At 47.0% G+C, this 24,527-nt stretch carries 13 protein-coding genes; all 13 read right to left on the bottom strand.

Translation table 11 applies throughout. From position 1 onward, the window contains the following. Window positions 1-20 precede the first annotated feature (20 nt). The 13 genes from BLW29_RS18610 to BLW29_RS18550 all read right to left on the bottom strand — a co-directional run bounded on the left by BLW29_RS18610 (window position 21) and on the right by BLW29_RS18550 (window position 24,481). A complete protein-coding gene (locus BLW29_RS18610; protein ID WP_090982329.1) occupies window positions 21-503 on the bottom strand; it encodes an anti-sigma factor family protein in 483 nt (160 codons plus the stop codon). After that, entirely contained in the window at window positions 500-1,114 is a 615-nt protein-coding gene (locus BLW29_RS18605; protein WP_177186701.1) for an RNA polymerase sigma factor, read from the bottom strand. The genes BLW29_RS18610 and BLW29_RS18605 overlap by 4 nt, the downstream gene beginning before the upstream one ends. A gap of 131 nt (window positions 1,115-1,245) precedes the next feature. Next, the gene (locus tag BLW29_RS18600) at window positions 1,246-1,974 is read right to left on the bottom strand and encodes a response regulator (protein WP_090982456.1); all 729 of its coding nucleotides are present in this window, start codon (window positions 1,972-1,974) and stop codon (window positions 1,246-1,248) included. Window positions 1,975-1,976: 2 nt separating this feature from the next. Beyond that, the gene (locus BLW29_RS18595) at window positions 1,977-3,143 is read right to left on the bottom strand and encodes a sensor histidine kinase (protein ID WP_090982325.1); all 1,167 of its coding nucleotides are present in this window, start codon (window positions 3,141-3,143) and stop codon (window positions 1,977-1,979) included. Between the two features lie 71 nt (window positions 3,144-3,214). Next, entirely contained in the window at window positions 3,215-5,941 is a 2,727-nt protein-coding gene (locus BLW29_RS18590; protein ID WP_090982324.1) for a stalk domain-containing protein, read from the bottom strand. Window positions 5,942-6,095: 154 nt separating this feature from the next. Next, window positions 6,096-10,517, bottom strand: a complete 4,422-nt coding sequence (locus BLW29_RS18585) for an Ig-like domain-containing protein (RefSeq protein WP_090982322.1) — start codon at window positions 10,515-10,517, stop codon at window positions 6,096-6,098. 132 nt (window positions 10,518-10,649) lie between these two features. Then, the gene (gene metK, locus BLW29_RS18580; RefSeq protein ID WP_090982320.1) at window positions 10,650-11,855 is read right to left on the bottom strand and encodes a methionine adenosyltransferase; all 1,206 of its coding nucleotides are present in this window, start codon (window positions 11,853-11,855) and stop codon (window positions 10,650-10,652) included. Window positions 11,856-12,091: 236 nt separating this feature from the next. Beyond that, window positions 12,092-12,364 carry an alpha/beta-type small acid-soluble spore protein gene (locus BLW29_RS18575; protein WP_090982319.1) on the bottom strand — a complete coding sequence of 91 codons (273 nt, stop codon included), beginning with the start codon at window positions 12,362-12,364 and terminating at the stop codon, window positions 12,092-12,094. Window positions 12,365-12,453: 89 nt separating this feature from the next. Beyond that, a complete protein-coding gene (locus tag BLW29_RS18570) occupies window positions 12,454-13,008 on the bottom strand; it encodes a hypothetical protein (protein ID WP_090982317.1) in 555 nt (184 codons plus the stop codon). A gap of 24 nt (window positions 13,009-13,032) precedes the next feature. Further along, window positions 13,033-15,519, bottom strand: a complete 2,487-nt coding sequence (locus tag BLW29_RS18565) for a hypothetical protein (protein WP_090982316.1) — start codon at window positions 15,517-15,519, stop codon at window positions 13,033-13,035. A gap of 121 nt (window positions 15,520-15,640) precedes the next feature. Next, the gene (locus tag BLW29_RS18560) at window positions 15,641-18,496 is read right to left on the bottom strand and encodes an S-layer homology domain-containing protein (RefSeq protein WP_090982314.1); all 2,856 of its coding nucleotides are present in this window, start codon (window positions 18,494-18,496) and stop codon (window positions 15,641-15,643) included. A gap of 518 nt (window positions 18,497-19,014) precedes the next feature. After that, the gene (locus BLW29_RS18555) at window positions 19,015-23,175 is read right to left on the bottom strand and encodes an S-layer homology domain-containing protein (RefSeq protein ID WP_177186700.1); all 4,161 of its coding nucleotides are present in this window, start codon (window positions 23,173-23,175) and stop codon (window positions 19,015-19,017) included. A 172-nt stretch (window positions 23,176-23,347) separates the two neighbouring features. After that, the gene (locus BLW29_RS18550) at window positions 23,348-24,481 is read right to left on the bottom strand and encodes a glycosyltransferase family 4 protein (RefSeq protein WP_090982310.1); all 1,134 of its coding nucleotides are present in this window, start codon (window positions 24,479-24,481) and stop codon (window positions 23,348-23,350) included. Between the last annotated feature and the right edge of the window lie 46 nt (window positions 24,482-24,527).

Genomic DNA, 24,527 nt, shown 5'->3' with positions numbered 1-24,527 from the left:
ATCTCGCCTTCTGCTTCGTATTATTTATTCGGCTTCTCGACCATTGCCTCGATAACCGCCGCGGTCCGCTCCATGATGGAGACGGATACCGATTCCTTCTTGTTGATTTGATGCTCTTCCCACTGCTGCGGCTGCTCCGCTATGCGTTGAAACACGCCCGTAGACATGAGGACCAGCATAACGCATACCGCGATCAAATAATGAATCATCGTTTGTTTGCGGCTGCTTCGTTTGACCGGACTCCGGCGCACGATGTCCACCTTCGGAGGAGGAGGGGTTTGGACTTGCTCCACCGCGGCAATTGCCGCCATAATGCGCCCCGTAACAGCTTCCGCTGCCTCGCTATCCAGCGACTCGATCTCTTCTACTCCAACTAGCAGCTCCATATATAATTCCAGGCAGCTGCTGCAATCCGCCAGATGGTCCTCGGCTTCCAGCCGTTCCTCTACAGTAAGCGTATCCTCTGCGTACCTCCGCCAGTAAGCCTCATCATGATGCATCATTCCAAATCCTCCTCCTTCCAATGCTTGCGCATCCATTGTCTAGCTCTGTACAGCTTAGACTCCACGCTTTTCACTTGCAGCTGCTCGTTCTCCGCGATCTCTTTGTACGGTCTGTCTTCCAAGAAGTACGATCGCACCACTCGCCGATACCCTTCCGGGAGCGTGCTTACCATTGCGCGAACACGACGCCTCCGATCGCGCTTCATCGCTTCGATTTCCGCAGGCGGTGCATGCCCCGCCGCAGCCTCCACCATTACACCCGCTCCATGCTGAGCAGATGAAGCATTCCCCTTCGGCCTGCTCCCAGCCGCAACTTCCCCTTGCGATATGGCCTCTTGGCCGGCGCGCTGCAGCAGCGCCTCTTTGCGGGTGTTGCGTCTACGGCAATCTATCGCGAGATTAACGGCTGTTCGTGATGCCCAAGCCTTGAACCCGTCACCTCGATAATCCGGGAGGGAGAGATAGATCCGTACGAAGGTCTCCTGCAGCGTATCCTCCGCATCGCGCCGATCACGCACTACGCTCCAGATTAGCCTGTACAGCTCATCTCGATACTTGGCAACCAGCTCCGCGTATGCCTCGCGATCCCCGTTTTGAATTTGAACAATCAACGCTTCGTCTCGAATCTCTCTCCCTCCCCTCTCTCTTTATTAGACGACTTCAACCTCGCCTACCCCTGCACCTTCTGAAACAAAAAAAAGCTCCTGCACCAGGCAGAAGCTTCTTCGTTCTTATGTATGCGTTACAGTGTAACCCAGCCGTATTTAATTGCGCTGATAACGGCTTGAGTCCGGTCATCCACTTCCATCTTCTGCAAAATGCTGCTGACATGGTTTTTGACCGTTTTCTCGCTAATAAACAGGAACTCGCCGATCATCTTGTTGCTCTTGCCCTCTGCCATCAGACGAAGCACTTCAGCCTCACGACGCGTCAGCGGGTTGTTCTCGCTTGGGATGAACTTCACGCCGGCTTCATGTGTTGCAGCCGCACCGGAAGTTGCACCGATTTCATCGAGGTAAGTCATGCGGCGAAGCTGATTAATCAGCTTACCCGTTACCTTCGGATGTATGTAGGCATATCCGTTAACGACGGAACGAATCGCGTTCGCAAGTGCTTCCGCTTCCATATCCTTCAGCAGATAACCGCATGCACCTTTGCGCAGTGTTTCAAATACATAGCTTTCATCATCATGAATCGATAGAATAATAACTTTAACCTCGGGGAAAATATCACGCAGACGCTCTGTCGCAACGACCCCGTTCTCGATCGGCATATTAATATCCATTAGGACGACTTCCGGTTTATTCTGGTTGCAGAATTCCAATACTTGAATGCCGTCATTGCATTCTCCGATTACTTCCAAATCATCTTCCATATTGAGAATCCGTTTAAGACCTTCACGGAACAACTGATGATCGTCAGCGATCAGAACTTTAATTTTGCGTTTAACGCTTACATTTCTTGCATCCATCGTCATTTTACTCCTTCCTTCTGTTCCCCGTTAACAGGGATATGAATCGTTACTTTCGTGCCGTGGTCGATCGTGGATTCGATCTCCATCCTTCCATCTAGCAGCTCCACACGTTCACGCATCCCGATCAGTCCGAAATGGACGCTGTTCTTAGCACGAGATTCGATTTGATCGACATGGAAGCCAACTCCGTTATCTTTGACGACAATTTTAACCATTTGTGTTTGGTAAGTTATCTCTAGGATGACAAAGGTAGGATTGGCATGCTTGAAGGCATTGCTGAATGCTTCTTGAACCATCCGGTAAATCCCGGCTTCCATTGCGGATGGCAGCCGGATTTCTTTACCGATCGTTTCGAACATTGTCCGAATTTTGCTTTTCTCTTCATAATCCTGAATATATTTACGCAGTGTAGGTACAAGTCCCAAATCATCCAAGGCCATAGGTCTTAGATTGAAAATGATTTTGCGAATTTCCTCGATACCGGAACGCACCTGACTCTTTAAATCTATTAATTCTTCCTGAACGATTTGAAATTCCTGCTTCACAAGCATTCTTTCTGCAATTTCCGTCCTAAGCACTATATTCGCCAAAGATTGCGCCGGTCCGTCATGAATCTCTCTGGCGATCCGCTTTCGCTCTTCTTCTTGGGCCAGTATGATCTTAAGGCCTATTTGCTGCCTGTTCTTCGCCGACTCCAGAATGCGAGTCACTTGGTTCAAATCCCCCGAGAGATATTCCAGCACAACATTGATCTGCGAGGCAATCGACTCCGCACGTTCAATTGATTTCTCAACATTACGTACTCGTTTCTGCAAATCATCCCTGCGGGCTTTCAAATACGTCTCTTTCTCACGGAACACCATGAGTTCTAGCTGAAGCTGTGTCGCTTTCTCATAGGCCGACTTGATATCCTCTTCCTTATAGCGGACAAAGTCGCGGCTTACTTCCGTCAAACGGATACGCGCTCTGCGGTAATCCAGCTCTAGCTTATCTACCTTATCGATAATAGCCGCAGCTTCAGCAAGTACCTGGTTCAGTTCCTGACCGAGTGAGAACATTTCCTTGCGCGCTGACTCGCAAATTTCAAAAATCTGATATTTGCTGTCCTCCATCACGGTGACTGCGTTCTTGATCACGCGATCGATGTCGTTTATGCGATAATCCAAGATGTCTCGGCCCACTTTCTGCATGTTATACTAAAACTATCATATCACATAACTGTTAGTAGGCGACCATCTCATTCAACGGTAATCGTACCCAATTTACCGTCCCAATTTACGCGTAGGCCCAATTGCTCAGACACAAGTCTTATCGGGACTAAGGTACGACCACTCCTCGTAATCGGAGCCACTTCGGACTGTTTCCGGACACCCGTTAGCAGGAAATCGCTTCTTCCTACCCACATTTCAAGCAGCTTATCGCCGCGAAGTACGGAAACACGTTTAAGTGCGGCTTCCCAACCGATTTGTGCGCCCATCGCCTCAGTTACGAAACGAAGCGGCAAATATGTCGTACCGTCTAGTAGAAGAGGTGCTACGTCCATCTTATAAGGCTTACTGTCGACCTTGGCTGATTTAGAACCAACCTTTAACTCGATCTTCACATGTTGGGGTTCCGGAATCACCGCCGGATATTGGAACGCCAGGTTATCCCAAGCAAGCGCACCAGTGAGCGCACGCTCATCCTGACCATCCTCAAGCGAAGCTACGTAGAGACGTTTGAGTGTGATCGGATATGCCATTTGGTCAGCAGGCAAATTTACTTTAATCTGCTTCCAGCCGATCCAGTCTACCTGCTTGGCAAGCGTCACCAAGTGGGCTGCGCCTTTGCTATCCACGAATTCAGCTCGCACCCAGTTCAAGCTTCCATCGCCCATGACATCTACCGTCATCGCCGAAGGTTTGCCTTCTACTGTGCGTCCGGTGCCATTAAGCACGGCATAGGCCGCCTTAGTTCCGCTGCCCCCGGTAAAATCATACTGCAATTGCAGGACATTCGTTGCATTGTCGCCGGTGAGTCCCGCGACCACCGTAGAGGTCCCCACTACACCATTCGTACCTTGGAACGAAATTGGGTAGGTCTTCCCTTCAAAATCGTCGAATTTTTTGTCGGTTCCTGCGACCAGCGCCGTCATGGCGGAGAACCCGTCATAACGGGCGATCAAATAGCCTACCGATGCGGACGGATTTACTGTTCCGATCGTTAGCGTATTCCCGCTCCATGCGCCGGTAAAGCCGCGCAGCTCCCATTTCAGCGAGGATGCTGGCACCGTCAACTGACGACCATCGTTCAAGGTCACATGTACTGGTACAGTCAGCGATTTACCGCTCTCCAGCACTAGTGAGCTTGCATCCACAGTCATAGACGCGATCGATTCGCCGCCGACGACTTCAAGGTCCAGCTTATCGCTAATCTCGCCGGACTTGACGATAATGGACGTCTTGCCTACTTTAGTCGCTGTAAACGTATTGCCGTTGAAGGTTCCCAGTGCATCGCTGGTCTTCCATACCGGCGTCAGGGAGCCTGGTTCTACCGGATTATAGTAGTTGTCATAGGCTTTCATGGAGTAGGACGCTTGCTGCCCGAGGAACAGTACGCTGCTTCCGCTCGCTTTAATGCCTTTCAACTGGCCTTTCGGAGCCAACGAGAATACGCCAAGGCCATTGGCCACCTGACGCTGCGTATCGCCATACTCCGTCGGGAATGCCAGCTGCGTGCTTGTATCGCCGAGGGGACGCGCGATCATTGTGGTGGAACCGCCGCCGTCGAGGTTAACGCCGCGCCATACCGATAGCTGCACCATGAGCTGCTGCAGCTCAGGCAATGTCACGCCTTGACTGCTTCCGCTGTCTTCGACCGTAATGAGCATAACCTTCGTACCGTCTTTGGAATAACCGATCGCCGTGCGTGCACGGTCCGTGTTTGGACTGATACTGCTTGGATTTCTAGTATAAGTCGCTGCCGCGCCATTATCGACCAGAATGGTATGACCGCCAATGAGCATTTGCAAGGAGTTCGGGTCAATCTTCTGTCCCGTAGACTGAGCGATCAGATTATAGGACGCGTTTACCGGTTGTCCGACTTGAAGATGCTCCCGCGCATATTGAGCTGCTTTGCCATGTGTCCGAAGAATATAGCCGTCAGCAGGAATTGTGTTGCCCGGAATCATGCCATTATCGACGAATTGCGTGACGATCCCATTCTGAACAAGCACCTCTGTCGGTGTTGTTGAGCTGTCCGTCACATCCGGACGTGATTGCGTCCATGCACTTGTATAGATGTACATCGCATTCGCATGACTGAATGCATTGTCCGGCTCTGTGCGGTAGGCCGCCTTATTAATGCCGGATAGCGTGAAAGTCGAACCATCGCCTGCGGTTACGCTTCCTTCAAATCCATAGGAATCAATAATAGGTTTCCGATCTGCGGTCACGGCAAAAGCATACATGCCTGTCAGCTTCGATGGACTGACAGTCAGCAATCCTCCGTTCACTTGCGCTCCGATTGGGTTCCCTTTGCCATTAGCCGTGTTGAAATAATCACCGTTAATACCGGCAACCGCTCCGGTCTTATTCACCATATTGCCGACGGAGCTCACGCTCGATACCGAGCCCGGTTTGCCGTTCATCACATCTAGTTTCACGTAGGGATTGGTCAGATCGATCTCGATGACATGTACACGAGACAGTACTGCACCTTCCCCTGGCTTGCTTGTCCATGTATAGTCGACGCGCTTAGCGCCTGAGGTAATCATTTCTTCTGACATACGAACCAGCTGTTGCTGCTTCTGCAAAGTCTGTGTAGTAGTGCTTTGTGGCACGGCCTCTGTCTCGCTTGCTGCTGCGGCCGTTGATGGCCATGCTATTGTGGAAATCGGCTGTACGAGCAGCGCTGCTCCCAGCGTCAGTGCGATCAGTTGTTTACCGGCCTGTGAGGTCTTCTTCGTCTCTTCTAGTCTGCGCATTACTCTTGCAACTCTCCCATCACATAAATGTCCTATGATGGTTAGACTATAAAACTAGTAGAAAAGTTACGAGTGATAGAAGACTCCTATCAACATCATTCGACCGACAAAAAAAAGCTATCCGTGTCGTTTCGACAGGATAGCCCAATTTCTCTTAGATATCGATAAATTCCAAGTAGCTGAGCAGCCTTTTCAGCATGACTGCAGCCTCTGCTCTTGTCGCTTTATTTTTGGCACCAAAGGTACTGGTCGTCAAACCGCTAATGATGTTGGAGTCGACTGCTTTAGCTACGTCGGTTTGCGCCCATGTCCCGATTTTGCCGCGGTCGGTGTACTTCTTAAGCAGGTTCGTCGTCGTTTGCTTCGGTACGATGGAGACGCCTGCCGCGCTTGCTGCACGCACCATCATGGATGCCATCTCTTCGCGCGTAATCGGATTGTTGGGCTTGAATGAGCCATCTGCCATCCCTTTCACGATTCCGGCCGCACTCGCCGCCCCAATGTAGGCAGCCAGCGCCGTAGACGTATTCACGTCTTTGAATTTGCCGGCAGCTGTACGGTCACCGGCTAGGCCAAGCCCTTTGGCTATGAACATAGCAAATTCTCCGCGCGTGATGGCCTTCTTCGGAGCGAAGGTCGTAAGCGTATTGCCCTCGACAATATACTTCTTCGCTAGAAGCAGAATGTCTCCACGTGCCCAGTGATTAGTCAAATCCGTATACCCAGCAGCACCTTGTACAACTGCATACACACTGTTTCCTTTCCGTTTGAACGAAATGACAGACTGCCCATTGGCGCGAGTCACTCGAGTCGGAACATAGGAAAGCTTGTTTGTTTGCGGATCCAGCCATGCAACCGACACGGCTTTGCCATCTAATACTGCGCTGCTAGTAATAGACCTAGTCACATAGTTATTTAATGTTTCCACATTCTTCGTTTGACCATTGCTTGAAACCGACATTTCGAAGCTGATGGGATTAATGAGAATTTGCGCATTAGATCCATTCAACTGCGAGGTAAGCGTCGATCCCAGTGATCCGGCATTTGTGTCGATGGACACATTCAACTGCCCGACTGCACTTGCCGCATTCATCATTTGGCCTAACTGTACGTAGTTGAGCGCGCTGAGCGGGAACTCATAAGTTACATTCTTATAAACAATCGCAAAGGATGCATTCGACGTTGCTTTCTTCGTATCTTCCAATGTCCCGAGCGGAAGCGCGACTACAGCCGCTTTCTCAGAATCCGGCACCGTGAAGACCACTCGTGGCAGCGTGCCTCCGGCTTTCCGAACGGCGTTGTACGCTTGTGCCACCTTCTCGGAGGATAATATAAACTTGTTGACTGCATTGCCTGCCGGTGAAACAGCCGAAGCTGTCGTCGCACTGGCCACTTTGATTTCCAAGCCTCCGCCTACCGCAGACTTGAAATCACCGCTCGTCGAATCATCCCATGTCGTCTGATTCGCCACATTCGAATCCGTAAACGCTGCTGCTATCGCACCGGTTGTGGATCGAATGGAAGTCCCGGCACTGCTGTAGCTTGCCTTGACCGTATCCCCGACACTTATCGGCGTGTACAGAGAAAGCACAACAGCCGAGCCTTTAATGGCGGCTGAAGAAACCGGACGAGACACATTATTCACCTTTACGCTGAATTGCGACGTTGAGGGCAAATAGGATGTATTCAAGGGACTAGAGAAGGTAATCGTAACTTCACCGCCTTTGGCCACGATCCCGTTGAGACCAAGCGTTGTGGTCCCCCCTGCATTGGCCTGCATTGCGCTAAACGCCTGTGCCGGAATTCCTCCGAGGTCCGTAATCGCCGGTACCCCGCCAAGGTATGTGACCAATATAACATCACTAGCAATTGTTGAAGTTGATAGACTTAAGATGACTTGTGTCCCATTCACGGTCACATAGGAGACTGTTCGTAACGTTCCATTCACCGTAACATAGAACGACGAAGTGTAAGGAATTAGTGCACCGTTAAGTCCCTCGTCATAGTTTAACGTGATGGTATAGCCTGACGAGGTTATCGATTGCAACAGCGGTGCTTTCGCATCCTGTCCGTTCTGGATATAGAATCCGCTAAATGAACCAAGCGCATTGTTCGATAAGTCACGCAGCGGATAAGAGCCTGCGGAATAGGACAAGGTTACCGACTGTCCTATAGAAGCTGAATTCCCACTGAAATTCAGGAAGACCGTATTTCCGCTGCCGCTGATTTGCGTCACCGTACGGTACGCGCCATCAATTAGAACCGTGAATTGCAAATATGCATTCTGATTTAAGGCTGCCAATTCTTCACTCATGGTCAATATGATCAAGTTGCCTGCAATTGTCCCACTCACTTGTCGCGGTGCTGTGGAATCCGGCACATTCGAAACCGCCAAATTCGAGAAATTGGCTGCAGCGGTTCCTGTTAAATCTTTGATCGGCTTGGAGCCTGCCGAATAGGATACTCGTATCACTTGTCCATAAGACGCAGCACTCTGAAGCGTAAGCGTCACGACTTGTCCGCTTATTTGAACAGCCGTGACCGTACGTCCTGCGCCATTCACGGTCACATAGAAATTGGCCGGAACCGGGATCGAATCTGAGCTGGTGCTTAGATTCTCATTGTACGTGATTGCGATCTTGGTGCTTCCCACCAGATCAGCCCTTGTTACGGTTGGAGCGCCTGCAGCTCCTGAAGATGTTTTGAAGGTCCACTGATATTGATTGAGGATACCGTCGAAAGGATTGCCCGCCAAGTCCATTACGGCACCCGCCGCCATCTCCACATAATAGTCCGTATTGGGCAGCATCGCGCCGTTAAGCGTGATTAAGAGATTCCGATTGTTATTCGGATCGATCGCATACGTTGTTGCGATCGCAGAACCGCCTGAGCCAGATGTAATGGGTCTGATTACGATCGCAGATGAATCAGCACCAAGCAGAATCGGTTCGCTGAACAAAGCTTCCAGCTTCATGCCTAGCACCGGAACGTCAATCGCCGTATTAGCCGGCGTTTGCGTCACGATTGTAGGCGACACGCTATCTTGGGTAACCGTGAAGCGCCAAGCACTTGAACCCGATAATCCTGAATAATAGTTCCCTTTTGCGTCCGAGAACGCTTGCCCGCCAATTTCAACATAGTAGCTCTGATTGTTCACATAAGTTTTACTGGTATCCGTTACGATGATTTTCGTAGAGCCCCCACCGCTAACCTTGGACGAAGTAACCGGGATCGACGCGAACACGGCACCGGAAGGATAGGTACGAACGGTGATGGTTCCTGTGCCCGGATAGACCGGCTCACTGAAGTTCATCTCCAGATTGATAGATGTTGATGATTGCGCGTTAAGAGGTTTCCGTTCTGCAAGCAAGCTAGGAGGCGTTGTATCATTGCCCGGATCCGTGTAGAAATTCCAGGAGGTCGCGTCCTGCATGCCTTGATATTGCTTAGATGCATCTGAAGCATCCACAAATGCACCGGAATCAATAAGAATATAGAAGCCTGTATTCGCCGCCAAGTCAGCAGGTGGATTAATGATGACCGTTGATCCGGCTCCGCTGGAAACGACAGATACAGCTGAAGAAGCGACATTAATCTCCTGCACCGTGCTGTTATCCGAAATTTTGTTGATACTAATCGTACCCGTATTCGCCCTAACCCTTCCAGGGAAGGTAAGCGTAAAGTTCGAAGCTACGCTCACGGCAAAAGCATTATCTGCCGGCGATAGAACTGCATTCCCGATCGGTGGGGCATTGGTAGTAAATCTCCAGCTTGAAGTCGTTATTCCGTTGAAATTGTTTCCAGCAGCATCTTGAAAAGCCCCGCTTGGTACAACGACCTCATAGGTGCTATTCCCCTGCAAGCTACTTGGCAAACTAACGACAATTAATTTGCCGGCACTGCCGCTCCCCGTTACATTGATCGAATTGACGCTAATGGATTGCGTATCAGCAGGCTGATTCACATTGGTAACTGTAATATTGCCGCTGGCTGCATACACAGGCTCACTAAATGCCATCATCAATGAGGTACCTACTCCAGCCGTTGCCCCATTCGCCGGTGTTAGTGAACTAGAAGATGTCGACAGGGTCGGCGCTGTTGTGTCGATTGCCGATACGGTTGTGAAAACCCAGCCTACTGCGCTGGTTAGCCCTGCGAAGTTCGCATTCGCATCATTCGCGAATGCCCCTGCGTCGATCGTGACGTAGTAGCTTGTATTAAGCGCGAAATTCGTGCTTGGCGAAATCGTAACGATGTTCCGGCTCGTTCCGCTGCCTACAGCAACCTTGCTGTCGGATGCAACCGTATACGACTCGAACAACTGATTATCGAGCTGCCTGCGAATTTGAATCGTTGCGGAGCCCGTTCCTTTCTTCACGTTCTCGTCGAAAGCTAAGATCAAATTGGTATTCACCGGTACATTTGCACTTTGGACCGATGGAGAGAAGCTGGAAATAACCGGACCGCTGGCGGCGGCCGATACGTGTGCGGGCTTATTTACAAATCCGCCGATGATGAAGCATTGCACCACCATCAATACTGTTAAGATTGAAACCCATCTGCGATTTCGGACCACTATTACCCACTCCCTAATTAAGACACATGTACTATATTTTTCGGCTCGAAGGCGTCTGAAATGAAGATAAAGTGAAGCGTTGCACAAAAAAAACCGCTCCTTGTGAGGAGCGGTTCGATTATGGAGCAACTACTAGCGCAGAGCATCTGCTTTCAGCAAATCTGCTTTGTCAACGCGTTCCCACGGTGCATCGATGTCTGTACGACCGAAGTGGCCATAAGCTGCTGTTTTACCGTAGATTGGACGACGAAGGTCAAGCATCTTGATGATGCCTGCAGGACGAAGATCGAAGTTGTTCTTGATGACTTCAACAAGAATTTCCTCATCGACTTTACCTGTGCCATACGTGTCAACGTTGATCGAAACCGGGTTTGCTACGCCGATTGCGTAAGCAAGCTGAATTTCACACTTATCTGCAAGGCCTGCTGCAACGATGTTCTTCGCTACATAACGCGCTGCATAAGCTGCGGAACGGTCAACTTTTGTAGGATCCTTACCGGAGAAAGCACCGCCGCCGTGACGAGCGTAACCGCCGTACGTATCCACGATGATTTTGCGACCTGTAAGACCAGCATCACCTTGAGGACCGCCAATTACGAAACGGCCTGTCGGGTTGATGAAATATTTCGTTTCTTCGTCGAGCCATTCAACAGGAACGACAGGAGCGATAACATGCTTACGGATGTCTGCTTGGATTTGCTCCAACGACACTTCTTCCGCATGTTGGGTCGAAACAACAATCGCATCTACGCGTACCGGCTTGCCGTCTACGTATTCGATCGTTACTTGCGTTTTACCATCCGGACGGAGGTAATCCAATGTACCGTTCTTACGTACTTCCGCCAATTGACGCGAAATGCGGTGAGCAAGCGCGATTGGAAGCGGCATAAGTTCAGGTGTTTCGTTGGAAGCAAAACCGAACATCAAGCCTTGGTCGCCTGCACCGATATCCGGGTTTTCTTGATGAACGTTCTCTACGCCTTCACGTGTTTCAAGCGCAGCGTTAACGCCTTGCGCGATGTCAGCCGATTGCTCATTAAGCGATGTGAGAACCGCACAAGTGCTGTAATCGAAGCCGTATTTCGCACGCGTGTAGCCGATATCTTTGATTGTACGACGAACGATCGCAGGAATATCGACATAATCCGCTTTACTGCTGATTTCGCCGATAACAAGCACCAAGCCCGTTGCTACCGAAACTTCGCACGCTACGCGCGCATACGGGTCAACTTCAAGAAAAGCATCCAATACCGCATCTGAAATTTGATCACATATCTTATCGGGATGGCCTTCAGTAACGGATTCCGATGTGAACAAATGACGTCCTTTAAGTGACATCTAATCTCAACCTCCTACAGCTTTCAAAATTCTAAGTATGATGAATAACATGCACAAAATGCTGGGACTCTATAAGAAAATGAATACCCGATAATGGGTTCTATATAATGCCCAACGTTTCGATTTCAAAAAATGAACCTTTTCCGATGTTGTAATCGGAAAAGGTCTCATGAATACTCTCTAAAACAGTATGATACCGAAACTGTCGCTTTGTGTCAATGGCAATAGCCGTCTAACTATGACAGCCCTTTGAGAACCTGCTCTGCTCGTTGGACAAGCAGCCTTGTCATATTCCCGCCTACAGATCCTGCATCTCTTGTCGCAAGCTGCGACCAATTGACATGGCCGCCGGAACCGCCTGTTCCTCCAAGCTCTGTTCCGAATTCTGTATCCGCAGATCCGGATGCATAGCCACCGGACATAAGACCAAGCTCAGCTGCAATTTCGTATTTCATCTGATTGAGCGCCTGTGCACATTCCGGAACAACTTTGCGATTACTTCTCGACATGATAAGCACCTCCTGATGGGATGCTTATAGCTTGTTCCGGAATGCACCGTTCGACGCGGATAACATGTTGTCAGATCGGGTAAAAATAACTATTGCTGCACTTGTATTTCATAAGCACCACGAACAAGTACGGTTAAAGCAGCCTTCTGACCAACCTGCGCCGTCACACCGCGACCACCGCGCGGGAACAGAATGAAGTGATTATTAGGAACGGGTTTACCGTTCGTAATATCTACACCGTCTGTCAGATCCGAAATCCCGTTAGCGTCTGCACTGTAGGCCATTGCTTTGCCTGCACGAACGATAAATTCCGTACCATCTTTAGCAACAAGTCGCTTGCCAACCGGCACAGTAACAACTTCTACTTTAGATGAACCTCCGCTCTGCTCCATCTCGGCGCGAAACGCATCGAACATCTCCTGCAGTTTCTTGTCGTCCATTCCGCCGTTCTGATTAGCCAACTCCGCCTTCACAAGCGCAGCTACTTGTTTATCAATGTAGCTTTTTGTTACGACGGGGTCGTTGACCGAGCCTGGGGTAACAGAATCGCTGTCACCTTGGACTTGATTGGTCACCAAACTAAATACAATGATTCCAGCACCAATGATGGAACAGAATACAGCTAATTTCGCACTTTTCTTCAAGTAACCACTCACCTCATAACTTCATTACCCGTTTGTCATCGCCTGATTCAGCACCTTAGTCGCAAGCAGCTTCTTGTGGCCTTGGAACTGATCATAGACATTTACGGTAAATTCTCGATAAATAATGCCCCATAGCTTCTCATCCTCGAAGGAAACGGATTCCTTGATATCTTCGCCGACTTTCAGTGCGCCATTTCCTTTTTCCAATTCGAACACATGCTCAAACTTGTTGTCTCTGTCGACTAGTTCGACAACTAATTGATGTGTTCCTGCCAATTTCTCATATTCGACGGTTTTCGCAAGATCATATTCAAAATCAATATTAATCTTGTAAGCATCCTGAAGCGAAGGAGAGAGTTTCGTCATCGACAATTTGTATGGATTAATGACCATATTCTCGAAGTTTGGTAGAACTGCCGAGTTCTCGATAGGCATCTCATATTGAACGGCATTAACATATCCATCAGCCACTCCATCGGGTGCAGTCAATTGTCCGGCTGTAATACCTTGACCAATGATGAGTTGTACATCGGTTAGATCATAGTTTTCAGGGAAGGTTGCGTAAGCCATGACCAGGTTCTGTTTATTCGGCGTTATTTTATCCTTGATATTCTGGAAGTTTGCCGGAACATAGTTGCCATCTTTCGTCTTAAAGTAAGCTTGTAAATTAGCTAGATTAGCAAAACGTTGTTCCAAGCTTGAATAATCAAACTCGGCGTACAGCAACTTCGTGTCATCGTCTGCATTGACATAGGTATTTACATGATTAATTTGAAGAGATGCTTTTCTTCCAATCCCCGTAACATTAAGCGCAGCTGTGGATTTGATAGTTGGCAGCTTCAATTGAGAATTCTTCAGTTGGAAGGTTCCGATTGGCGTTGATCCAGCATCGCCCTCACCGGTCGCTTCCGATAATGAGACGGTAACATCACTTGCTGCAAAGGTATACGGCACTTTCGTACTGACTATATAGGTTGTATAAGTGTTCCCACCGATAGCAACGATCTGCTCCGTTTTGATAAGCTGGATATCTTTATCATCGACCTTATAGTCGCCAAGTTGAATAGATGCCTTCAAATTTGGCAAAGATTTAACATCAAATTGAGTGTTCTTCACAGAAATGAGCGCATTAATCATATCCTGCTCACCCCATGGTAAACGCTCACCACGCAACAGTGAAAATTCAAACATGCCTTGCTTTGTAACATATTTAATTGGTGCTGTGCTAATATTCTGACCGCTTGATTTTGGCGGCACTTGGAATAAACCAACCACATATCCTTTTTTGTTCTCTTCACTTGTTTTTTTAATGATTAGCTTCAGTGAATCTGTTTTTACTCCGGCAGGCAATGTGAATTGCAAATACTGTTCTTTCTCGATTCCCGGAGATAGTTCCGGAGCAGTTGCTCCTTGCGATTGTTTCGCCGGATACATGGCGCCCGTGCTGGTTAAAATATAATAGCTATAAGTCGGTAAGCTAACTGATGATTTTCCTGCGTTATTGAAGTTTAAATACAAAGATAAAGATTGTGTTTGCGCATCTTGATTGTAAAAAGCATCTCTGATCTTTGTATTAACTGCGTTGCCTTCAATAGAAAGCTTGCCTAATTTTCCAGGCTTTACATAAACCTGTTCAAGCGAAAGCGGCTTAACGGTATATGTTGCTATTGGAGTTTCAGTCTTTGTTTCTTCATCTGAAGAGGTAACGATTAATTGCATGTTGGGGTCGATCTTCGTAATCGGCAATGTGCCGTAAAGCTGAATCTCTTTGGAAGCACCTGGCGCGAGCTGCTGATCACCTGATGCATCTGCACTTAGCTTGCTTAAAGTTCCACCTGAACGCTTTATGTAATAGTTTAAATTATTCAATGCAATGGTTTGGGAACTGTAGTTCGTGACTCGGTAAACGAGTGCACCTTCAAGTTGTCCACTAATGACAGCGAATTGAGATTTAGCTAGAATGCTGCTCATCTTCTTGTTGCCAATCTTCACGACTTTGCCTGTAGCTGCTGGAACGATGGGATTAAATGTGGATGGAACCGATACTTGACCGATTGTCCGTGTATAGTTAGCTTGGCTGAAATCCCATTTGATGAGTTTGAAGGAGAAGTCCGATAAGTTCAAATTCGGATTTACTTTTGCCGTGAAATGATAATCTGTCGTCGTCTTTGCTACGACCTTAGTCTTCTTAGCATCCTGTTCATTCATCTTAATCGAGTATTTGGTTCCTTTCTTCGTCCACAACTCAACCCAAAAGTCGGAGAAATCCAACTCTTTATTAGAATTGTTATATACAGAAACAGTGAAATAAGCAGTCTTTTCATTATCGCCGTACAAGAATTGCAGATCCGTTATTTGCGCAGTACTTCCCCCGCCCAAGCTAAAGGCTTTGATATTATTCACGACAGCTGCAGCTGCAAAAGCATGGTTTGGCTGTGCAAGATTCGAAACCGGTAATATAACCGTTGAAGCAAGTAGTAAGGAAAGGCCCGCACGTTGAATTAATCGCATCTATTCATCATCCTTTTTTAGATTCTACTGTTATAGACGGATATTACGTCGAAAAGTTTCTAAATATAAGAAAAAACAGGACCGATTGCTCGGTCCTGTTTCTCAGAGAGTTGAGTCTCTATTAAGCTTTAACGATTACTTTGAAGGAAATCGTTTTGCCGCCAACTACAGTAGTCACTTGGAACGTGTTACCTGCAGCTACAGCTGTGATAGCTTTGCCGTCAGTTACGTTAGTGATGTAGTTTTTGTAAGCAGGCTCAGATGCACCAGTCAGCTCAACGCCGTATTGGTCAACTGCTTTAACAACTGCATTAACCAAAGTGTTAACTTTAGTTGCGTCGTTAACGCTTGCTACACTTGCAGAGATAACGTTAGTATCTTCTTTAATGAAGGCGCCGGATTCAACAACTTCAAGAGTCGATACGGATGGAGCAGCTGTAGTTACTTTAGCAACTTTAGTCAACACAACTGGACCAGTTGCGCCTTCAACGACTGCAGTTACAGTTACGTCTTTAGCACCATCTGTGAAGCCAGCTACCGGACCAAATGCGCGGATTTTGTTGCCGTCAACTTCAACATTAGCATCTGTATCTTCAACATTGAACCAAGTTGCAGGTACAGCTACTTTCGTACCATCAGCCAACACACCGTTTACAGTGATGTCTTTAGCATAAGCAGCATTTTCTGTTGCAGAGTGGTAAACAGTACCGATATCAGCAAGTTCGTAGGAAGCAACGTCTGCTTTTTCAACTACTTTGGAAGTGTAAGTGTACTCGCTGTTTGTTACATCAGCACCAGCAGCAGTAACCAACTTCAAAGTAACTGTGGACGAACCTTTAGCCAGTGCGCCAACAGTAACATTAGCAGCTGTAAGATCGAAGAAACCTGTATCGCCAACTGCAGTTCCAGTCAGTTTCACTTTAGCCGCATCGGAAGTTGACACGTATACTTTGTAACCAGTTGTTGCGATGTCACGGCCATATTGGTCTTTAGCAACTACATTGTCTTTAGTCAATGTTGCTGTAGCACCCGTAGCGAAGTTTTTGTTGAAGTCTTTGATAGCAGAGACTACAACTGGTTTTGCTGTCGCTTGAACATTGATTGTCAGTTGAGTTACTTTGTTAGTACCAGTGATGATTGTTACGATTGCAGTTCCTTCAGCAAGACCGGAAACTTGAAGTTTCGCAGTGTTCTTAACATAGTCTTGAACGAAGTTAATTGTACCGCCACCAGTTACGGATTTGCTAGTTACACCAGCAATCAGATCAGCAGCGTTTGTAACTGCTGCGCCGAATTGGTCAACAGCTGTGAATGGAATGTCAACAGTCTCACCAGCTACTGCAAGTGCAGGAGCGGAAGCAGTAAGAGTATCAACTTTAACCGTGTCTTTAACAGCTACATCGAACGATGTGTTTTTACCAGTAGTTTTGGAGATCATAGTGATCTTGGAAGTACCAGCAAGTGCAGTCGATACGCCAGCTGTTTCTGGAAGTTGTACTGGAAGCGATACATAAGTTGTACCGTCGATAGTTGTAGTGCCGAAGTCAGCTACAGTTACGGCGTCAACAACTTTAGTCAATACGCCGGAAACCGATGGGTTGCTTGCACTAACCAATACATCGTTTTCGAAGTATTCTGGTTTCGAAATCGAGTTGCCGTATTGGTCTTTACCAGTTACGATAAGCACCCAGTTTTGGGAGTCATTCTCGTTCTTGGAAAGTGTTTTGCCGTCAGCGTTGTACAGTTTGTCGATTGTCAATTCAGCAACAGCTGCTTTGTCAACCACTGTCAGTACTGCAGATGCGAAAGTGTTGCTGGAAGCGTCAAGTGCGCTAACTGCTACTTTCTCGTCTTTTGCGAATACTGCACCAGCTGTAAGAACTAGGCTACCGTTAGTGTTCAATGCAGCTGTACCTTTACCAGCAGTTACTGTAACAGAACCTGCTTTAGTAGAAGTTACATCTTCACCGTATTGGTTAAGAACTTTAACTGTTGTGTAAACTGTTTTTGCAGAAGCATCTGCACGGTCGATAACTGCTTTGTCAGAAGCGAATTCAATCTTAGTCACTTTTTCGTCTTCTGCAGTTACTTTAGCGGAAGCAGTTTCTTCACCGTTTTTAACGTTGATAGTGTACTCGCCTTTAACAAGGTTAGAAGCGAATGCAAGAGTAGCTGTTTTCTTGTCAGTGGAGAAAGTTACTTCTTTAACGTTTACTACTGTACCGGAAGCGTTCTTAACTTCGAAAGTTGCTTTGTCAGAAACTTTGTTAAGAGCAACGTCGATTTTCTTAGCGCCTGCTACTTTAGCAGTTGCTGCAAGAGTTGCGTCTTCTGGTTGTGCAAGATCGTAAGCTACGTCTACTAGTTGACCGCGAGTTGCGTTCACTTGGTAGGACGGAAGCTCAGGAAGCAAGCCAGCTTCGATAGCTGCTGCTACGAAACCTTTAGCCCAAGCAGATACTTTACCAGTTACTTCTTTGTCAGAAGGCTCAACGCCTGCTACCAAGTCAGCAACTTTAGCGATTTGCTCGATTGTTACTTTACCGGATGGACCGAATTTGCCGCCGCCAAGACCGTTAAGAAGGCCAGCTTCAGATGCAGCGCCGATAAATCCAGCTGCCCAGTGAGTTTTTGCTACGTCGGAGTAAACGTTAGCTGCAGAGTTTTCTGCAAGCTCGCTTAGCTTCGTAAGTACTTTAGCGAACTCAGCACGAGTCATTTCTTTGTCAAGACCAGCAGAACCGTCTGGGAAACCGTTGAAGATACCTGCTGCTTTAAGTGCGTCGAATTTCGCTTGTGTGGACAATTCAGTAGTTGTTGCGCCGTCAGCAGCAAAAGCCACCGATGCTGTAGATAGAGTCATAGCTGCTGCTACGAGTAGGGATAAACTTTTTTTCATAACCTTTTTGTCTCCTCCTATATAACGCTTAGTTTCTTTAGAGTTTTGTTTAGAATATAGATTGCTCGTTTGTCTCATTGGCCGATTCACCCCCTTTCACGAGTTGAGCAGATTTCGTATAAAGAATGTCTGCTAGAAGTATTCCTTGTAGGAACCTGTCGCAGAATCTTGTAAACAAAAGTTGACAAGAAAAATCTGGTAGAGTCTGAACACCACTATAACATTATACAATGGCCTATTTCTAGCGTAAAGAGCAATTTGAGAATTAGTTCCAAGTACTCCGCTACGTCTGATCAGCTTTCCTGTTGCCTGGTTCATGTAATTAAACGCACAGGTTTCGAAAAAGTTGCGATGTCAGGAAAAGTTTTTTCAAATTTCTTTAAAACTTCTTCTCTAACGCCATTTCTTCGAATTTGTCGATATGCCACATGAACTAGAACAACTTGTCTACCACGTTGTTTATTATAAGCCGAATGTCCTATATTCGTCGATAGATAACATTTCCCATGTAAAGATAACTCTAGCAATCGTTTGAAGTAAATGTAACAAAATGAAAGCTGCCCGGAAATATCCCGGGCAGCACAACCATATCCAGCTTAGTTTAGTTTAGGAAGTTTCTTAAGATCCGCTAGCATCTTACCGATAATGATAGCCGCATCAGAACGAAGCAGGCTGGATTTCGGCTCAAACGTGAAGCCTTTCTTCGGATCTGCTGGGTCTACCGGAGATCCCTTGATGTATCCCTTCTTGGCAATCGCAAGCACGGAAGCTTTAGCATAGTAGTCAATATCCGAGTAATCCTTGAAGGTCTTTTGTAGCGCCTTATCGATTTTATCAGGATCCGTATCTAGTTTCAAGTTAAGAGCTCTGGCAAGAAATACAGCAGCATCCCCACGCGACAAGTTCGCCGTTGGTTCAAATGCTCGAGGCTGTGTGCCGCGAATGATACCTTCACGAGCTGCAGTCTCGATCGTACTATAATCCCAAAGTGCGTCTTGATTGATAATCGGAGGCACATCGTCAAAATGAGGTTTGCTCAGCTCATAGTTGAGCGGAATATTAAGCGCCTTGACGATCATGCTTGTAAACTCACCACGAGTTGTGTACATGTCTGCACCGAAATCATCAAAGTTCGCCGCGTTCATGACACCTTTCGAATAAATTGCTTCTATATAGTTACGAGCGTAAGGATGGTTCGTAACATCGGAGAAGGAGTAACCCATCTTAGCTACTACATAATATCCGAACTGATCGAAAGGAACTGTAATGGTGTTCTTCTTGGTATCGACTGTTCCACCGAGATTCACCCAGAACTTGTTCTTCACGTCATATCGATAAACCGTAACAATTGTGCCCGCTGTATTCCGGATACTTGGATCAAAGGAAAGTGTCAGAGATCCGCGCTTGGAAGCTACAAGCTCACGGTCATCCGGGCGCTCATCGTAAGTAGGAATCTTTGTATCAGCAGGTCCTTTGGCGCCTGGATATTGGTACGGATCCACACCATACTTCAATGGGTCATAGTTCGGCGTAGTCGTATCATCGGCTAGACCTGCATCTATCCAATAAACCGGGCTGGCTTTCACAAATCGCGTCGGGAACGATACTTTAAACCGCGTACCGAAGTTCTGCATGATAAGGTCAAAATCCGCAGGTGGATTATCATACTCACGACGATCCACTACGCCATCCTCAGGGTTTGCAATGGCAAACAGCAATTTATGACCGGTAAACACTTGGCTCTTCAGATTAGCCGGCACATTGAAGTCGCGACGAATCAGTGAAGTGCCCTTCGGGAATGTTAACGAAACCGCTCCATCGAATACTTTGTTGGAGCTCTTCATCTCGTCCAAAAATTCCGCTCCCGGAATGTTCGTTGGCGTATACGTAATTTCAAAGTAGTTACTTACGCTGTCAGAAGCACTTTCGATTGTGAAATTAATTTTATTGACACCGGGTTTTAGCCCCGAAAGAGTAGCTTTAAAGGCATTCGGGTACTCAATACCGTTCGCAGGAGTGTTATCGGCATCATATGCATACTTATCAGCAGCCTGTTTATTAACGGTTACTTTATCTGCACCTTTAGCATTGATAATGACTTCGACGAAGTTTTTGTTCACAATTCCTTCTGCCGGCAGATAAGGACGAAGAATTTTATAGGGCAGTACCGTTGGATCTACTTCTAAACGATACGTCGCCTTCGGCCCTGTTTCACCGCTGTTATATACATTAAACAGCAATACACTTGAGCTGCCATCTGCATTCAACTCTTGCTTCCTCAATAAGAATTGAAATGATTGTGTACTTGTGTCATAACGTACAACCAAGTCTCCATTAATATTACCGCCTGTTGGATACATACCTACAGGTGTATCTCCATTCACAATTTGGAAAGGTTCGCTAAGCTTCCACGTGATCGGAGTAGTAAGCGATGCACCGGTGATTTTTAGAATGTAATCACTGGCCGGAACATGTCCGGTGCCATCCGGCGTTAACAATGAGGTCATTTTGCTGTTGATGGTAGCTGTCGAATCGCCCAAGTCAATAAAATCGAATGTACCAAACACATTCATGAACGGCTCAGTTGTATTATAGATAGAACCGATCTTCTTGAAATTAGGGTCATTCAAAATCGGCTTGGGATTTGTGATCGCATCCTCGAATGTAAACGGGAAGACGCCTGTTGTTTGAGCAGGAATGACCGGCAAATTTGTAGGCACTTTATTTACTTTAATGACTTTCTCATAGTAGCTCTTTGAGCTTTGGAAAACGAACTTTATGACGTTCTCTCCATTGAATAAAGCATTGAGTGCTTTCGTATAAACAGTCGCATCCGTTGGATCGAGCGCAAATTGCGTCACATCCGTACCGACTGCTTTCAGAGGGAACGATACATTGTTAATGTAAAAGTATACCGTTCTCGGTGATCCGGATGAATTATCATATCTAATTTCCGATGTGTTGTTAATGTTCTGTAAGGAACCTTGGAAATTGCCTAATTTGGATGTAATGATTTGGGCAACGCGATCTGCCGTGGATAACGTGGAATCATCTTTCACCGTCATCCCGTCGAAAATGGTATTGAAATTTGCATAAGGACCATAAAGCAACGTGAATTTAGAGGATTTCGAATCACCTGATGCGCCGCCGACTTGTACGGTAATCGTTTGTGTACCCTCATATGGCATTCTGTAAAATTCGAGAACAAACCGTTTGAATGTTTGTGCGGTCCCATTAACTGTTCTCGTGACTAGAGATTCTTCTCGTATAGCATATTCATTAGAAGCAAGGGACCCCCCTGCTGCCGGAACGGCTTTAAGTACCGGAGTCGAATTGTGCCCATATAAATCCGAAATCTTCGTTACCAGTAAATTATTAGTTCCGCTTGGATTGCCGACCAATACCTCAATACCTACAGGCAAACCGTAAATGTTTTTACCTTCGAGCGGAGTTCCTTCAATACCTTGATAATTAGTCGGTTTGTAGCCGGTCAAATAGTTGATTTGACTAATGAAAGGCTTATTCTTATCGCGTAACGAGAAGTACAACGCATCTGTACTCTGCTCAGTAGGCGTTACATTAAGATGTGCATTCTCTTCGTTACGTGCAGTTAGCTTCACGTTATATAGTGTATCCAATGAATATCCACTTGCTGCACCGAGACTGATTGTATATTGAAACACGAAAAACTTATCTGTAATCGAAGGCGTCCCGACCGGAACAATATTCGCAAGTGGAATTGTTAGGTTGGTAAATGTAGCATCCGTTACTTTCTTAATCTGCGCTTTCAAGGAAGCCAGTGGTACCGTTGGATCCGGGTGAGGTTTATCAACCATCACCGGAGGAGTGCCCACCGGTTCAGCGTAAACGCTGTTTGGCACGATGACTTTACCGGTTAGAGATAGATTATTAGCCGTGTCTATGACGAAGTTCGGACTATACTCCAATGCACCGGATTGTAAAATGGTTGCAGGTGCTGCGGAAGCAAACTCATTCACATTGACATCATAGAAAGTAACACTTCCGTTATAAAAAGCAAGGTCACGGGAGGTCTCGATAACCTGTGTACCATTCTTAATACGGATGGTAACTTGATTCTTCCCCTTCTGAAGGGTAATCGGCGCTGCCGCAAACGAGTCGTTGTTCGCGCTATTGACCGAATAGGTTTTACTGCTTCCGTTCACAATGATTGTCACTTGCTGCGCGTTAGGTGCTTTACCTGTAATACTGATATCCGCACTGCTGCGACCGCGGGAAGTTGTCGATTGGACAACGGTTGTTCCGTTCTCCACGATCGGGAAGTTATTCCCGTCAAGGCTCGCCGTCAAATCATACAACATCGGTCCATTACGATATTCCACGTAGATGGAGTTCGCAACTTCTCCTCCGCCTTGAGTGCCTTTAAACGTAATTTTATTAAGACCCGGGAACAGTTGGATGTTGAACACCTGCAAGCTGAACCCATTCACCGAGATATTACTGGTAAGGTTCTCACGAGTGCTTCCTGTTTTGGTCTCGTCAGTTGGATCGATAATCTGTAACACGCTGTAAGATATCGATGTCGGATCCACATTATTTAGTGTTCCTTGAAGCGTAATTCGCTCCTCGGTTGTTACTCTTGGGGAACCGATTTGATCGCTTTCGCTCGGGAACGTAAAATTGCCTGTCGCAGCATGAGCAGTTTCAATTCGATTCGCAGGCACCAATTGAATCACTAAGGCCAACATAATAAACAACGTCACTAATTTTCTAATCACGGTGAGCCTCCTCCACTTCAATCCCATACACATAGTTTGATGTATCCTTTTTATCGGCGCTGAGCCTCCAAAAGTTTAGACGAGAAGCAGAATTCTAACGTGTAAAACCCCATACAAAACAAAAAACTCCGCTCCCCGCAGGGAACGAAGTTCTTATTTAACTTGTTGTAAATTATTTCGAACGTGATTGCTGCGTGCCCATTACCAGACGCTGCAAGAAGTTAATCAGCGGGCGGCGAGTTTTATCGACGATACCGATAAGCTCCGCGCCAATTTGAAGAATGAACACGAGTACGAGAATAACGCCGAAGGTAATCCAGTTAGCCGCGTCCGATTGTACAATCGTCGATTGCAGCACGGCACAGATACCGAAGATCGATGCGATTCCGTAAATAATCAATACGGTACGACGGTGGCTGAAGCCCAGCTCGCGAAGACAGTGATGCAAATGACCTTTGTCAGGCGCGAAGATTGGTTTCTTGTTAACCCAGCGACGTACGATTGCGAAGAATGTATCCGATAATGGCACACCGATAATAAGAAGCGGCGTGATGAAGGAAACCATCGTTACCTGCTTGAAGCCCATCATCGATAATGTTGCAAGCGCGAACCCTAAGAATAGGGAGCCTGTGTCACCCATGAAGATCTTGGCCGGGTGGAAATTGTAAACCAAGAATCCGATAACGCCGCCAAGCAGCAATGCACTTAGCAAAATAACCGGTGCAGAACCCATGAATGCAGCCATAACGAGAATGCTGCTGATCGCTATACCGGACACGCCTGCTGCCAGGCCATCCAGTCCGTCAATCAGATTAATGGCATTCGTTACGCCAACGATCCAGATAATCGTAAGCGGAATACTGATCCATGCCGCAATCGGCTGCATTGCTTCGCCGAACGGAATGTTGACTAGGTCAATCTTAACGCCGAAGCCGAATACGACAACGCATGCCGCAATCAACTGGCCCAGCAGCTTTACTTTCGCGGACAATTCGAAGCGATCGTCCAGTGCGCCGATAATGACAATGATCGTGCCGCCGGCAAGCAGCGCATTAATCAAGTTCAAGTCGTAGCTGCGCAGCAAGCCTTCCGGAATGAAAGGTTTCACTGCAAAATAAGCAATGACAAAAGCAGCATATATACCCAGACCGCCAAGCCGCGGCATTATTCGTGTGTGTACTTTACGATGATTTGGCTTGTCAATTGCACCGATTTTGTTAGCAAATTTAATAACAAACGGGGTAAGTGCAAGTGCAAGACATAATGAAATGATAAATCCGATTGTGTAGAGTACGACCTGACTCATTTCCATCTCCCTTTCATAGCTATCGCCGCATTGAATTATACGCTGT

This window comes from Paenibacillus sp. CF384, from assembly GCF_900106745.1.
In the GTDB taxonomy this organism is placed as follows: Bacteria; Bacillota; Bacilli; order Paenibacillales; family Paenibacillaceae; genus Paenibacillus_Z.
The sequence above is the reverse complement of the archived record's forward strand: the minus strand, read 5'-3'. Positions and strand labels throughout refer to the sequence as shown.